This window comes from Sphingobacterium phlebotomi (assembly GCF_008180195.1).
GTDB classification, from domain to species: Bacteria; Bacteroidota; Bacteroidia; order Sphingobacteriales; family Sphingobacteriaceae; genus Sphingobacterium; species Sphingobacterium phlebotomi.
Window position 1 is genome coordinate 177,582 of the sequence record NZ_VTAV01000004.1, and the last position, 15,377, is coordinate 192,958.

Consider the following 15,377-nt stretch of genomic DNA (forward strand, 5'->3'; position numbering starts at 1 on the left):
GAAGAACGTTCAAAATACACCATTAGTAATGATTCATTTCTTTATGAACCCAAGCCGCATCGTGTATGGTGTGCAAACCCAAAACGACTTATCGGCAGAAGATATTTCCAGATTAAACTGGCTCTTCGGAAACGCGAAAAAGCTCGACGAACAGACGTTAGACAACTATTATGTCGGTCCTCGCGCTGCGATGGTAACCCCTTGGAGTACCAATGCTGTTGAAATTACGCAAAACATGGGTATTCAAGGCATTATCCGCATTGAAGAATTTCATCCGGTAGACGAAAACTTTACGAATTTCGACCCGATGATTTCGCAGAAATATACCGTGCTGACACAAGACATGTACACTATCGATATCCAGCCAGAACCTATTCTGGAAATTGACAATATTGATGCATACAATAAATCGGAAGGTTTAGCTTTGAGTCCGGAAGAAGTGTCGTACTTGAACAACCTTTCCGAGAAACTCGGACGTAAGCTGACTGACTCCGAAGTTTTCGCTTTTTCACAAGCAAATTCTGAACACTGCCGACACAAGATATTCAATGGCACTTTTATCATTGATGGTGAAGAGCAACCCTCCTCCCTATTCAAACTGATCAGAAAAACATCCGAAACCAATCCCAATGAAATTGTTTCGGCTTATAAAGATAACGTAGCATTTGTTAAAGGACCAACGGTTACCCAGTTTGCGCCGAAATCGGCTGATAAACCTGACTTCTACGAAGAAAAGGCCTTTGAATCGGTGCTGTCGCTGAAAGCCGAAACGCATAATTTCCCTACGACCGTAGAACCATTTGCCGGTGCGGCTACAGGTTCGGGTGGTGAAATTCGCGACCGGTTGGCTGGCGGCCAAGGAGCTTTACCTTTGGCTGGCACCGCTGTTTATATGACTGCTTACTCGCGTCTTGAATCTGATTCTGCGCAGGGCAAACCGTGGGAAAATGGCATGAAGGAACGTGCGTGGTTATACCAAACACCGATGGACATCCTTATTAAGGCCTCCAATGGTGCTTCTGATTTCGGCAATAAATTCGGACAGCCTTTGATCGCCGGTTCTGTACTGACCTTTGAACACGAAGAAGGAGGCCGGAAATTAGGCTATGACAAAGTCATCATGCAAGCCGGTGGTGTAGGCTATGGTAAAGCAGACCAGGCGAAAAAAAATATGCCAAAAACAGGCGATAAAATCGTTATTCTCGGAGGCGAAAACTATCGCATCGGTATGGGGGGGGCAGCGGTGTCCTCTGCTGACACAGGCGCTTTTGGCTCGGGTATCGAACTGAATGCCATCCAACGTTCTAACCCCGAAATGCAAAAACGGGCGGCAAACGCTATCCGTGCTTTCGTAGAGTCGGACAACAACCCTATCGTTTCGATTCATGACCACGGTGCGGGTGGACACCTCAACTGTTTGTCAGAACTGGTGGAAGAAACTGGCGGATTAATCGATATGGATAAGTTGCCTGTCGGCGACCCTACCCTGTCGGCGAAGGAAATTATTGGCAATGAATCCCAAGAGCGTATGGGATTGGTCATTGCTGACAACGATATTGAAACGTTGAAAAAGGTAGCGGATCGTGAACGTGCACCAATGTATACCGTAGGTGACGTTACGGGAGATCATCGCTTTACTTTCCAATCGAAATCAACGGGAGAGAAACCGATGGATTATGATCTGGCAGACTTCTTTGGTTCTTCACCACAAACGGTGATGAAAGACAGCAAAATCGACCGTCAATACACGGATCTTTCTTACGATATTACAGAAGTTCCTACCTATTTAACACAGGTGCTGCAATTGGAAGCTGTCGCTTCTAAAGATTGGTTGACGAATAAAGTAGACCGTTGTGTTGGGGGACGTGTTGCTAAACAGCAATGTGCAGGCCCTTTACAGCTTCCATTGAACAATGTGGGCGTTATGGCATTGGACTACAACTCAACAGAAGGTATCGCAACCACCATCGGCCATTCACCATTAACGGCGTTAGTTGATCCTGTTGCAGGTTCTCGCAATGCTATTGCCGAAGCCTTGTCGAACCTAGTATTCGCACCTATCAAAAATGGTTTGGCCGGTGTATCACTCTCGGCAAACTGGATGTGGCCTTGCAATAACGAGGGTGAAGATGCCCGTTTATATGAAGCTGTGAAAGGATGCTCTGATTTTGCCATCGCTTTGGGTATCAATATTCCTACAGGGAAAGATTCGCTATCGATGAAACAAAAATACCCAGATGGCGAAAACGTGATTGCCCCGGGAACATTGATTATCTCGGCAGCAGGAAACTGTACTGACATCAATAAGGTAATTGAGCCGGTATTGTCAAAAAATGCGGGGTCTATTTACTACATCAACCTATCGCAGGATACATTCAAACTGGGCGGTTCTTCTTTTGCACAGGTACACAATAAGATCGGCAACGAAGCACCAACTATTCAGGATGCTGATTACTTCAAAAAAGCATTCAACACCATACAGGATGCGATCGTATCTGGACAAATAGCTGCTGGGCATGATGTAGGATCGGGCGGGCTGATTACAACTTTATTGGAGATGACGTTTGCTGACGTCAACCTAGCTGCACAATACGATCTAAGTGGTTTAAGCGAAGCGGATACAGTTAAAACATTATTCAACGAAAATATCGCTGTCGTATTGCAAGCGAAAGATGACGCCTCTCTTGAAGCTACATTGGCTAAAGCTGGTATACAAGCCGTGAAAATCGGAAAGGTTATCAACGGAACCGCTGTATCTATCAAAAACAATGCAGACGAATTCACGTTCGACGTAGTGGAAACACGCGATATCTGGTTTAAAACATCGTTCTTGCTGGATAGTAAACAATCCAAAAATGGCATGGCGCAAGAACGCTACAACAACTATAAAAACCAACCGCTAAACTATATATTCCCATCCCAATTTGATGGTAAAAAGCCTATACGCGTAACAGACGGGACAACAAGACCAAAAGCAGCCATCATCCGGGAGAAAGGTTCAAACTCCGAAAGAGAAATGGCCAACGCGATGTATCTAGCTGGTTTTGACGTAAAGGATGTCCACATGACCGACCTGATTTCAGGTCGCGAAACACTAGAAGACATTCAATTTATCGGTACGGTAGGCGGTTTCTCCAATTCAGATGTATTGGGTTCAGCAAAAGGTTGGGCCGGTGCTTTTCTTTATAATGAGAAGGCGAAAAAGGCTTTGGAGAACTTCTTTGCGCGCCAAGACACGATGTCGGTCGGCATCTGTAACGGTTGCCAGTTGTTCATGGAATTGGAACTTATCAATCCGGATCACGACGTGCATGGAAAAATGCTCCACAATACATCGCAAAAACACGAATCTAATTTTGCGTCGGTAAAAATACAAGAGAACAACTCCATTATGTTATCTACTTTGGCGGGGAGCACATTGGGTGTATGGATTTCACACGGTGAAGGTAAGTTTAACCTTCCCCACAGCGAAGACCAATACAACATCGTAGCTAAATATGCTTACGAACAATACCCGCATAATCCAAATGGATCGGATTTCAACACCGCTATGCTTTGTGATAAGACCGGGCGTCACCTCGTGACCATGCCACACATCGAACGTTCTATCTTCCAATGGAATTGGGCATATTATCCCGCAGACAAGCAAGATGAGGTTACTCCTTGGTTAGAAGCCTTTGTGAATGCACGTAAATGGTGTGAAAAAAATAAATAATACATGCGACCCGCCAACTGGCGGGTCTTTTTTTGTATATTAGAAGAATATAATAGATAAACCTTGTGCGATAAATTTATGAAAAGTACTACCAAGATCATCTGTTCTTTATTTCTATGTGTTTTATTTTTCCAATCCTGCAAGTTAGGGAGATTCGTATTCTATAACTTCGCTAATATCACCGATCACAAAATATTCCCCTACCGAACGATAGAAAACGCAGCCTCTCCTTTCACCTTTCCTGTAGCTCAAAAACCTAAACCGCTGAAAGATATCGAAACATCGGAAGGCGATGTACCTTTTGATACATATTTGGAACACACCAAAACGGTAGCGTTTTTGGTGATACAAAATGATAGTATTCAATATGAAAAATATTTCAACAAATATGAAGATGAATCTATAGTAGCCTCTTTCTCCATGGCAAAGTCCGTTATATCGATGCTCATCGGCATTGCTATTGCCGATGGAAAAATTCAATCGGTGGATGAGCCTATTACCAACTATATCCCTGAATTAAAACGGAATGGATTTGACGCTGTCACCATAAAACACTTGCTGCAAATGACTTCGGGGCTTGATTTCAATGAAAGTTATACCAATCCTTTTGGACATGCGGCTACTTTTTACTACGGCACCAATCTACGCAAAGCCATTAATAAGCTGAAACTGAAAGATGTACCCGGTGAAAAGTTTGACTATACCAGTGGGACAACCCAACTTCTCGGACTGGTATTAGAAAGAGCTTTAGAAAGCCAAACCATTAGTTCTTATCTAGAAGAAAAGATTTGGAAACCATTGGGGATGGAATATGATGCCACTTGGAGTCTTGACAGAAAAAAAGACGGACTGGAAAAAACATTCTGTTGCCTAAATGCCCGTGCAAGAGATTTTGCTAAACTAGGACGTCTATACCTACATAACGGGAATTGGAATGGCACACAAATCGTTCCGGAGCAATGGGTAAAGGAATCGACTAAATCAGATACAACTGGACACAGTGTTCCTTTTTATCAATATCAATGGTGGTTAACAAAAAATGCGGAGCAATTTTATGCAAAAGGTATTTTAGGTCAGTATATTTTTGTTGATCCACATAAGAATCTTATCATCGTCCGATTGGGAGAAAAAACAAGTAAGGTCAATTGGCTTAAACTTATTTCGCAGATAGCCCATTCATATTAAGGCTATCATATTGACTTACTCCCTCCTATTCTCGCGTCTTTATACCATCGATGATTTCGTTTTTCTTAAACAGAATCTTCCATGTTATCATCAGATTCCGTTTTGCTACGCCAAGAATTTTGCTTAGGAACGTTGGTTTCCGTTTCCGTTATCGTCCCTTGATATTTTGCCATGGCATAGGCCATTGCCGGAAAAAAAACAAAGACAAAGAGGCCTCCCCAAAACCCGATAAACTTCCCTATCAGGACGCTGCAAAACAAGACAAATATCGGATAGGAAATGAATAGAACGGAAAAAAGCAGGGAATCATAGAATATAGTGCCTTCGGTTTTCTTTCTAATGTAATCTCGCCATACCCGATAAAACCAAAACTGCGTGTAATATCCCATTTTGGCGGGGATACGCCAAAAATGGTCAAATTTGCTTAAAGTAGGCGTTGTGACCAACGGATGAACAACCAGCGCTTCGCGGAGGTTATTCCGGGCGTCCCGGATAATATCTACTGTCCGTACTTGATCGCCAGCTATATATTCTGTTGTATCCAAAGGCTGCAACGCTCCTAATTCCAGGGCTTTCGGTACATGTCGGAAAGAATTGTAATTTAACGTGTACGCTTGAATTTGCAACGGCAGTTCTGCCTTATAAGAGCGTTCTAGCAACGATGTCAATCCGCCGTTCATAAAAGGCTGCAATTCCCACAAGTTTCGGGATATGCCTTCGGGGAATATCAACACATGTTGCCCTGCTGCCAATCGTTGCATGCACTCGTCAAATGTAAAATCATTCTTTACGGCAAAGTCTTCGTCGTCGTTCCTTTTATAGATAGGTAACATATACAGCCAACGCAGAATTACATTTGCTACCGGATGTTTAAAAATATCCCCTCTAGTGAGGAAACAAATTTTTGCTGGAGCATAGGCCGCAATGACCAATGCGTCAAAAAGAGAATTAGGATGGTTCGATATGACGATAGTGGGATAGGTATATGGGGCTAGATGTAAATTCTTAGCTTTCAGCCCAGGAGCGTACCATTTTAATCCCAAGCGTACAAACAACCTTAATATGGAATAAAACATATCGTTAAAGAGATACTCTGTTATTACCTGTTCATTGTTTTACAGCAAAAAATAGACCTAAAATTACCACTCCTGCATAGATTTTGTAATCTTCGCAATATTCAAGCTATTTGCCATAGCCGTAAAGATACGGTGATACACTTTGTGATTTGTATATAATTCTTCGTGCGTACCATCTTCCACAACCTGTCCTTTTTCCATGACCACAATGTGTTCAGCGTCGATAATCTGTGAAATGCTATGTGAAACGATAATCACCGTACGTCCCGTCTTAATCGCATCCAAACTATTTTTGATCTGTTCTGTCGCAATCGCATCTAAGTTTGCCGTTGGTTCATCCAAGAAAATAATAGGTGGGTCTTTAAGAAAAAGACGTGCAATAGCAATCCGCTGTTGCTGGCCACCGGACAACAAATGAGCATTCGAATCATATCCATTCGGCAAATCCAAGACTTGTTCGTGTATGTAAGCTTTTTTTGCTGCTTCCACAATTTCGTCCATAGAAGCATCCGTTTTTCCATAACGGATATTCTCCGCAATGCTTCCTTTAAAGATGTGATTCTTTTGCAGTACCAAACCGACATGCTCACGTAGATGGGCGGTGTCATAATCTGCCAAATCTACGCCATCCAACAGAATCTGTCCGTTCGTAGGGCTATAGAACTTATCCAGCAAATTAATTACGGTACTCTTTCCTGCACCGGATAAACCCACCAACGCCGTATTTTGATTAGGTTGTACAACCATACTGACGTTTTTCAATGCTTGTAGACCGTTAGGGTAATGAAAGTCTACATGCTTTACTTCAATCAATCCTTTAATCTTTTGCGGACGGTAGCTGCCGGTTGGCTCACGTTGTTCTTCTTCTTCTAAAATGCTAAAGAAACCTTCAGAATAAATAAGCGCATCATTCACCTCATCATAGATGCGATGAAGCTGGCGAATAGGCGCCGACACATTATTGAAAAGGAGAATATGGAACATAATAGCACCTAAACTCATTTGCTCATTTAATACAAAGTAGGCTGTTAGTATAATGACAAGTACCACACCAATCTGTTCAATAAAACTTTTTACACTTTCAAACAGGTAACTTGTTTTGCGCGTCGCCATCTGGTTTTCTGTCATATCGTATTGGATTTTCTGATGTCGCTCTGCTTCAATTTTTTCCCTTCCAAATGACTTTATAACCAAGATAGATTCTATCAGATTTATAATCTGGTTACTCTTATTTTCCCTGTATTTGCGCATACTCCTTCGGAAACCAGATAACCTGCCCGCCTGCAGCTGTGACACGTAGAAATAGACCGGTACAAGCAACAATCCCACCAACCCCACATAAAAATTCGCTAGAAACATACAAACTAATGCCACGATAGCGTTGCTAAACAACGGAAGAATATCGATAAAAAAATTCTGTACCAATCTAGTTAGGCTACTTATCCCCGAGTCAATACGGGTCTGCAATTTACCGGATTCATTCTCCGACGAGGTAAAAAATGCCATTCGATAGGTTAAGATTTTTTCGATAATAGCCTGAGAAAAATCACGTGCAATCTCAATCCTTAGTTTCTCTCCATAGAATTTTTGTCCGAATTGTACCGCGGCATATAATATTTCCTTTCCCAAAAGCACAGCAGCTATTACACCCAAAAGGTAAAATCCTTGCGAAAGTGGCTGATTGTCGACCAAAAGCTCGCTAATCGTATCCACGGTATACTTTAGTATATATGCATTCACCTGTGCAGCAAAAGAACCAACCAACGTCAATAACAGCGTATAGGCTATTAAATTCTTATAGGGCTTGGTAAAGGGCAGTATTTTCTTAAATAATTGTGTTATGGTCATTACTATTTTAAACATTTTTTTTTCAAAAAAGTTTAATCAGATTTCTCTTCTTTATATTCAAGCTATTCGTCGTCCTGTGACACCAATGGGGACAATAATGTCTATCACCAACCCGGACAGCAATGAGACGTCGGCGGACGGAAATGTTATATCGTTGGACGGAAGGGTTACGTCGTCGTCCGCCGACATCGTTTCGTTGCCCTACTTGATGAAACTTCCGACCATCTTGTTCGCATCGGTGTACGGGATGACCATTCCGGTGCCCAATATGTATGTATTGCCGTATACCGTGAACGTTTTGATGCACAGAAGTTGCTTCCCGGCGTACGGGGAGATTCGCAAGAAGGACGAAAGTATCCTATCGATGGATGGAAGAACAGTTTCCCTGCACGGGGAAATAAGCGGAAAGACCGTCTTTATCACCTCCCCATACGAATTGGCCACATCCCCGTACGACGACATGGCGTCGTTGCCCGGTGTCTATTCCTAAAATAGCTTGACTGATTTTGACTTTATTACTGGTATTATGAGGCTGTATTTTAATAGCCCCAAACAACACAAACTTACTGATTTTATTCTCCTATTTTTATTTTTCTATTATTTTTAATTCCTAAAAAAGATACGCAAGTCAAACTAATTACTGAACTATCCAGAGGTAATCTCTCAATAGCCTAGAATTAAGTACCCCCAGATATATTTTTACTGTTTTCATCGACAGCCGGAGAGCTGTTTACTGCTTTTTTCTGCGGATCAAAAGTATGCTTTTTCCAGTGTTTTTTTAAAACACCGGTTTGCTTATGAGCTTCAACTGGAACTAGAAAATCGACACTGCGATGTGGGCGCTTCGTATTATATCTATTGACAGCGATTTTTGTAGCCTCCAGAGCAAGGTGATAATCATCAAATACCTCGCTCAGTTCATATTCATCTTTCAAAATACCGTTCACCCGCTCAGCAATCGCATTCTCATAAGGATCACCATTTTCCGTCATAGAAATCCCTATCTTAGAGGCCTGTAGGAAGTTAACATAGTCGTAACAGCAATACTGTATTCCCCGGTCCGAATGATGAGTAAGACCAGGCCTTACTCCTTCAATTTCAACTGCCATGCCAATTGCATTTAAAGGCCCTGTACTACTCAGCTCGGGCCATAGACTCCAGCCGACAATTTTTTTCGAATAAGCATCAGTGACCAAAGAAAGATAAACAAAGCCTTTATCTGTTCGAATATAGGTGATATCGCTGACCCATAATTGATTAGCATGGTTTAAAGTCTTGTCTCGAATGAGATTAGGATATTTACGATAAAGGTGATTAGAGTTTGTGGTACGGGAACCTGATCTACGTCGCTTAACCATCAAGCCATGAGCCTGAAGCAGAGTGTAAAGTTTATCGCGCCCATATTTAATATGATGAGCCTCTAAGTCAGGCTTAATCAACCGATAGAGCTTGTCAACACCCATTCGCTTATGCTCTTTACGTAATTCCTTGATCTGGCCAAGTATAAAAACCTCCTCCATTTCGCAACTAGATCTTCGCTTCCTAGAATCGTACCACGCTTGACGGCTGACCCCAAACAATCCACATAGTGTACCCTTTGAAGATAAAGGGTACATATATGTTAGCGATTGGACTGCTTGGGCCCAGACTTTTTTCTAATTTCCAGCTTATACACATTTTCAGCAATATCAATCATCGTATTTAGTCCAACATTTTTCATTTGGGCTAACTCTAATTGCTTCTCTAAATCTTTGATACGCTTCTCTAATGCCTTAATATCTGTTCTTTCCTCTGCACTCATTGATTGCAAAGATAAATGGATTTCATCAGAAAACTTCAGCTGCCAATCTCTATAGGTTTTCCGAAAATGAACAGGAAGCTTAAACCGTTCACGAGCCTCTTTAACACTCATCCGGCCAGAATCTATCTCCGAGACTAACCAACGACGAAAGCTTGGCTCGTAATTACTGTGATCTACCGTTTCTTGAATAAAACCTTCCATATTGTCGGAAAGGTTCAGACTTAATTTTTCCATTTTGCTTGATTGTTTATGTCAAGCCTTTTCAGTGTAAGACAAGCCGTTGATTAATCTCTTGCTTGTATAAATTTTGATTATTTTTTTGAGGTAAACAAAGTAATGACTTACTTTGAATATGAGAACAATTGGAATTATCCCAGCAAGGTATGAATCCTCCCGCTTTCCGGGAAAACCATTGGTTGATATCGGTGGCAAATCCATGATACAACGTGTCTACGAACAGGTAAAGGGTTGTTCCGGTCTTTCGGAAGTCATCGTTGCCACAGACGATAGCAGAATTGAGGAGCATGTGCGCTCATTTGCCGGTAATGTGATCATGACTTCTTCGACTCACCAATCGGGAACAGATCGTTGTGCTGAGGTCGTTTCAAAAATAAGCGGTTTTGATGTTGCCATTAATATTCAAGGCGATGAGCCTTTTATAAGTCCTTTGCAAATTGAACTGTTGAGTAACCTTTTTCAAGATGCAACAACCGAAATAGGAACCTTGATCAAGAAAATAGATAACCCCGATGATCTGTTTAATGAAAGTACGCCGAAGGTGATCGTTAACTCTAGAAAAGAAGCCATGTATTTTTCGCGACAGACCATCCCCTTTCAACGTGGCGCGAAGCAAAGCGATTGGATAAATAACTATACTTATTTCAAACATATAGGTATATATGGTTATAAAGTGGACATACTAAAAGAAATCACGAAACTCCCAGTATCTTCTTACGAAAAAGCAGAAGGATTAGAGCAATTACGGTGGCTAGAAAATGGCTATAAGATCAAAATAGCAGAGACTGAATTTGATACCATTGCCGTTGATCATCCCGAAGATGTAGAACTTATTAAAGGAAAGTTTTTTAGTTCGTAAAACTGTATCTTTGCCGCATGAAATATCCATGCTTGTCCAGCACAAATACGAACAAAAACAGTTTGGATATTCCATATGGCCTATGAAGATCAAATATTTACATATGAATCCATTTGCAGTGATATTCGACATGGATGGGGTAATCTGCCATACGAATCCTTACCATGCTAAAGCTTTTGAACATTTTTTTGACAAATATAAAATTCCCTACACGGAAAAGGAATTTGAAGAACACATGTATGGAAAACATAATAGCTATATTATGACCCATTTCTTCAAAAGAAATATTATAGGAGAAGAATTAAAACAATTGGAAGAAGAAAAGGAGTCCCTCTTTCGAGAAATCTATCAACAAAAAGTCGCTCCTTTGCCTCATTATTTAACGTTCCTGGACGATTTAAGATCAAAAGGATATAAAACGTCCGTAGCAACTGCAGCCCCCTTAGCAAACCTAAAATTGATTATTGACAGGTTACAGATTGCAACCAAGATGGATTTGTTATTGGCTAGTGAAGACGTCTCGCAGCACAAGCCGGACCCCGAAGTTTATCTAAAATCTGCTGAAGAACTGGGCGTATCTCCAAGTGCTTGCGTCGTATTTGAAGATTCTTTTTCAGGTGTTACAGCTGCATTGAACGCGGGGATGAAGGTCGTAGGGGTATTGAGTTCCCATAGCCAAGAGGAATTACCTCCATGTTCTCTATATATCAACGATTATAGCGAAATAGACTCTGCGCGCGTGACGAACCTATTACAAAGCTAGTTTCATGGACGAAGCACAACAACTCCTTTCCTCCCCATGGGGATGGGCAATATATTTTGTATGTGCCGTGCTGATAGGTATGTCAAAGACTGGCATCCAAAACGTTGGTACGCTGGCGGTTCCCTTGTTCGCCTTTCTATTTGGTGCAAAATATTCTACGGGTATCGTGCTCATTCTCCTTTGTATTGCAGACTTGGTTGCAGTTATTTATTACAGAAAGGAATTTTTGTGGAATGAAATAAAAAAATTATTGCCCGCAGCGCTGTTTGGGCTTGTTGTTGGTTTACTTCTCGGAAACTACATCAACGACAGATTATTTAAACTACTCATAGGTGCCTGTATTATCGTAGGAGTAGGTATTATGATTTGGTTGGAAAAAACCTCCCAACAGAAGCAAGACAAATTAACGAAAAACCGGTGGTATTCGCCTATTTTTGGTTTTATTCTCGGCTTTTCTACCATGATAGGAAATGCTGCTGGTCCTGCTCTATCCGTCTATATGCTCTCAAAACGACTAAATAAGATCAGCTTTGCCGCTACCTCAGCATGGTTCATTATGTTATTGAATTTCACCAAAATCCCATTACAGGCATTCGTTTGGCATAATCTTACATGGGCAGGTTTTTATCTCAATTTATTTGCTATCCCATTTATTCTTTTAGGAGGTTTAATAGGTATAAAAATTGTGAAGGTTCTTCCAGAGAAGGAATTTCGCGTACTTATTATAACGCTAGTTGTTATTTCAGCTATACTGCTGATTATTTTATGATTTTCTTCGATGAGCTCACAAAGCTCAGTTATCTTCGATGAGCCGTCCAGGGTTCGTGATCGGTGATTCGTAATTTATGACTAGTTACGAATCACGAGCCACAAATTACGCTAATACATCCTGTTCGCCGGGATATCGTTCAAATACTATTTTTGCAAACGAACACGCAGGAACTACTTTCCATGCGTTCTCCCGCGCTTGTTGAATAGCTGCCAAAACAAGCTCCTCTGCAATTTTATTACCGCGATAAAAAGGCTCTACTTCTGCATGAGAAATCGTCATTACATTATCCTCTACTTGATAAATTAACTCGCCAATCTGTACTTCATCATTCAGAGCAAGCCATCTGCCACTATCTGCTACATGTGTTAGTTCCATAATATAGACGCTTTTAAGATTATTTACATTCGTTTTTCAATTAAATATAACAAAATTTTGGGATAATAGTTCATTAGCCGCATAAACCTTTCGTTAAAAAAATAAAAATCCTACGTATCTTTGTTGATGATGAATGTAGACAAATTACTTGAGCGTGCGCTTAATTTTGAATTCCTATCCAAGGAAGAGGGTATCTATCTGTACCAAAATGCTGCGACGGCAGATTTGACCTATGTTGCCAATGCGTTACGAAAAATACAAGTTCCGCATGGCAAAGTCACCTGGCAGATTGATCGCAACGTCAATACCACCAATGTTTGTATTGCAAACTGTAAATTTTGTAATTTCTTTCGTCGTCCGGGCCATGACGAAAGTTATATCACAGACATCGAAACATATAAGCAGAAAATTGAAGAAACATTTCGATATGGTGGTGACCAATTGCTTTTACAGGGTGGACATCACCCCGATTTGGGTTTAACGTTTTACACAACTTTGTTCAAACAGCTAAAAGAGCTTTATCCAACACTCAAACTACATTCACTCGGACCTCCTGAAGTAGCCCACATTGCGAAACTGGAGGGATTATCCCATATTGAAGTATTACGCTCTTTGAAAGCATCCGGATTGGATTCCCTTCCAGGTGCGGGCGCCGAAATACTGAACGACCGGGTACGGAGGTTAATTTCAAAAGGCAAATGTGGCGGACAGGAGTGGCTGGATGTGATGCGTGCTGCTCATCAAATCAATTTGCCTACGTCGGCTACCATGATGTTTGGTCATATTGAAACTATAGAAGAGCGCTTTGAACATTTGGTGTGGATTCGCGAAGTCCAACACGAAAAACCTGCCGAAGCTCATGGTTTTATTGCCTTTATCCCCTGGCCGTTCCAAGACGATGGCACTTTGCTAAAACGCTTACGGGGCATCACCAATAATGTAAGCAGTGAAGAATATATCCGGATGATTGCATTGAGTCGTATTATGCTACCTAATGTCAAGAATATACAAGCGTCATGGCTCACCGTAGGGAAGAAAACGGCACAACTTTGTTTACATGCGGGAGCAAATGATTTTGGTTCTATTATGATAGAGGAAAATGTGGTTTCCGCTGCTGGTGCACCGCATCGGTTCACTTCTACATCTATACAGGAAGCTATTCTGGAAGCTGGATTCGAACCGCAATTACGTACGCAAAAATACGAATTCAGGGAACTACCACAGATGGAAGAACAAGTTATTAACTACTAAAGTCTATCATCGTGAAAGATATATTGTTAAATATAGAAGCTATTATTTTTGCATCCGAAGAGGGTATTAATGCCAACGATGTGAAACAAGTACTTAAAGATGCGTTAGCCATTGACATCAATAAACAAGAGGTATTAGACCTCTTAGAGAAAATAAAAGAAAAATACAATGATGAAGACCAAATCTTTAGTCTCAAGGTTTTCAATAAACATTACCAATTTCTGACCAAAGAAAAGTATCATGAAGTTATCAATGAACTTCAAGCACATAAAGACAAGAAGAAACTTAGTCAAGCTGCTTTGGAAACATTGTCTATCATTGCCTATCGGCAACCGATTACCAAATTGGAGGTAGAACAAATCCGAGGGGTAAACTGTGATTATTCGATTCAACGACTTCTGGAAAAGAATCTTATCGAGATTGTAGGAAAAGCAGAAACCATAGGCAAGCCTCTCTTATATGCTACTAGTGGGCAATTTATGCAGTACTTCGGTATTAAGTCAGTCAAAGATTTACCGCAGTTAAAAGATATTATCACAGAAGATAATAGTATAGGCGAAGTGGCAAAATAGCTTACGAGCATTTTAACCTACTGGTTGACAATCGATAAAAAAACAAAAAAAATTTCAAGTTAGAAGATTCTTGATTATTTTTACGGTCGGTAACAAACAGTAGATTTATCATTTATTAACACGACAAAACTATGATGGCAGCGGCAGAAAAAGAGGTTTTGGTTGAAGAAATTATCAACTTTAACGGTCCGGAAGATGATGCGGATGATGTCTATGATGACGATTTCGAATTAGATGAGATTGATTCTATCGGAGAATTTGATGATTTCGATGATGACGACGATGATTTTTAATACATGATCGCGTAAAGTTGGTAAAAAAGATTAAAAAAGCAGGGTTTTATGAAGCCTGCTTTTTCGTTGCTATCATGTTTTAATCTTTAAGTTTTAAACAATTAATCAATAGTGTTTACTAAATTATACAACGCACGGGTTTATATATTAACGGAATATTAAAAAATAATGAATAAAAAAAGAGAGCATAGGGTTATGCTCTCTTCTAAAATAATTCAAATCTTAAATTATTTTTTATGAAGCTGTTCGTACAGCTCAATTACTTTCTTTTGTAGCTCTATCACTTCTGCTTCCCGAGCTTGCAATTTATTGTTCAGCTCATCAATTTCATCTTGCGCCTGTCTCTCTTCTTCCGAATCTGATGTAGACAATAGCTGAACCAATGACATACCAAATAATTTGGAAATCTGGTTCAATCTGGATAAGTTCACATCGGTAATTCCCGTTTCAATCTTCGAAAAGGCTGGGATCGAAATGTCCAGACGTTTTGCGACATCTTCTTGACTCCAACCTTTTTGATGTCTTAACAGACGAATTTTCTTTCCTAGTGCGTTCATTTCGGGTAATTGCTATTTTATTCTATTGGATAATTCTCTCTTCTTTCAAAAGTAATAAAAAGATACTAAAGAG

At 40.6% G+C, this 15,377-nt stretch carries 15 protein-coding genes; 9 read left to right on the plus strand and 6 right to left on the minus strand.

All coding sequences use genetic code 11. The features are described from left to right. The first annotated feature begins 28 nt into the window (after positions 1–28). Positions 29–3,715 carry a phosphoribosylformylglycinamidine synthase gene (gene purL / locus FXV77_RS08780; RefSeq protein WP_148918844.1) on the plus strand — a complete coding sequence of 1,229 codons (3,687 nt, stop codon included), beginning with the start codon at positions 29–31 and terminating at the stop codon, positions 3,713–3,715. 78 nt (positions 3,716–3,793) lie between these two features. After that, positions 3,794–4,900: a serine hydrolase domain-containing protein gene (locus FXV77_RS08785; protein ID WP_148918845.1), complete on the plus strand. Its 1,107-nt coding sequence runs from the start codon at positions 3,794–3,796 to the stop codon at positions 4,898–4,900. Between the two features lie 65 nt (positions 4,901–4,965). On the opposite strand, the gene FXV77_RS08790 is transcribed toward FXV77_RS08785, so the two are convergent. Beyond that, positions 4,966–5,976, minus strand: a complete 1,011-nt coding sequence (locus tag FXV77_RS08790) for a 1-acyl-sn-glycerol-3-phosphate acyltransferase (protein ID WP_148918846.1) — start codon at positions 5,974–5,976, stop codon at positions 4,966–4,968. A 63-nt stretch (positions 5,977–6,039) separates the two neighbouring features. After that, entirely contained in the window at positions 6,040–7,839 is a 1,800-nt protein-coding gene (locus tag FXV77_RS08795; RefSeq protein ID WP_246162367.1) for an ABC transporter ATP-binding protein, read from the minus strand. A gap of 70 nt (positions 7,840–7,909) precedes the next feature. On the opposite strand from FXV77_RS08795, the gene FXV77_RS08800 reads away from it, so the two are divergent. Then, a complete protein-coding gene (locus tag FXV77_RS08800) occupies positions 7,910–8,314 on the plus strand; it encodes a hypothetical protein (RefSeq protein ID WP_148918847.1) in 405 nt (134 codons plus the stop codon). A 187-nt stretch (positions 8,315–8,501) separates the two neighbouring features. Here FXV77_RS08800 and FXV77_RS08805 read toward each other — a convergent pair whose 3' ends face one another. After that, positions 8,502–9,440, minus strand: coding sequence for an IS3 family transposase (locus tag FXV77_RS08805; protein WP_148918848.1), 939 nt, complete (start codon positions 9,438–9,440; stop codon positions 8,502–8,504). A gap of 5 nt (positions 9,441–9,445) precedes the next feature. Next, complete coding sequence (locus FXV77_RS08810; RefSeq protein ID WP_148918849.1) at positions 9,446–9,859, minus strand: hypothetical protein; 414 nt, start codon at positions 9,857–9,859, stop codon at positions 9,446–9,448. Between the two features lie 118 nt (positions 9,860–9,977). Between FXV77_RS08810 and kdsB the strand changes: the two genes are divergently transcribed. The 3 genes from kdsB to FXV77_RS08825 all read left to right on the plus strand — a co-directional run bounded on the left by kdsB (position 9,978) and on the right by FXV77_RS08825 (position 12,253). Then, positions 9,978–10,721, plus strand: a complete 744-nt coding sequence (gene kdsB / locus FXV77_RS08815; RefSeq protein ID WP_148918850.1) for a 3-deoxy-manno-octulosonate cytidylyltransferase — start codon at positions 9,978–9,980, stop codon at positions 10,719–10,721. 103 nt (positions 10,722–10,824) lie between these two features. Further along, positions 10,825–11,484 carry an HAD family hydrolase gene (locus FXV77_RS08820; protein ID WP_148918851.1) on the plus strand — a complete coding sequence of 220 codons (660 nt, stop codon included), beginning with the start codon at positions 10,825–10,827 and terminating at the stop codon, positions 11,482–11,484. Between the two features lie 4 nt (positions 11,485–11,488). Continuing rightward, positions 11,489–12,253 carry a sulfite exporter TauE/SafE family protein gene (locus FXV77_RS08825; RefSeq protein ID WP_148918852.1) on the plus strand — a complete coding sequence of 255 codons (765 nt, stop codon included), beginning with the start codon at positions 11,489–11,491 and terminating at the stop codon, positions 12,251–12,253. 105 nt (positions 12,254–12,358) lie between these two features. Here the strand turns inward: FXV77_RS08825 and FXV77_RS08830 are convergent, their stop codons facing one another. Then, entirely contained in the window at positions 12,359–12,631 is a 273-nt protein-coding gene (locus FXV77_RS08830) for a GNAT family N-acetyltransferase (protein WP_148918853.1), read from the minus strand. Between the two features lie 129 nt (positions 12,632–12,760). Between FXV77_RS08830 and FXV77_RS08835 the strand changes: the two genes are divergently transcribed. The 3 genes from FXV77_RS08835 to FXV77_RS22070 all read left to right on the plus strand — a co-directional run bounded on the left by FXV77_RS08835 (position 12,761) and on the right by FXV77_RS22070 (position 14,747). Then, positions 12,761–13,882 carry a CofH family radical SAM protein gene (locus tag FXV77_RS08835; RefSeq protein WP_148918978.1) on the plus strand — a complete coding sequence of 374 codons (1,122 nt, stop codon included), beginning with the start codon at positions 12,761–12,763 and terminating at the stop codon, positions 13,880–13,882. A gap of 11 nt (positions 13,883–13,893) precedes the next feature. Next, positions 13,894–14,454, plus strand: coding sequence for an SMC-Scp complex subunit ScpB (gene scpB, locus FXV77_RS08840; RefSeq protein ID WP_148918854.1), 561 nt, complete (start codon positions 13,894–13,896; stop codon positions 14,452–14,454). Positions 14,455–14,585: 131 nt separating this feature from the next. Next, complete coding sequence (locus FXV77_RS22070; protein ID WP_165293271.1) at positions 14,586–14,747, plus strand: hypothetical protein; 162 nt, start codon at positions 14,586–14,588, stop codon at positions 14,745–14,747. 227 nt (positions 14,748–14,974) lie between these two features. Here the strand turns inward: FXV77_RS22070 and FXV77_RS08845 are convergent, their stop codons facing one another. Further along, positions 14,975–15,304 (minus strand): helix-turn-helix domain-containing protein, encoded by a 330-nt coding sequence (locus FXV77_RS08845; protein WP_148918855.1) that lies wholly within the window; start codon positions 15,302–15,304, stop codon positions 14,975–14,977. Positions 15,305–15,377 lie beyond the last annotated feature (73 nt).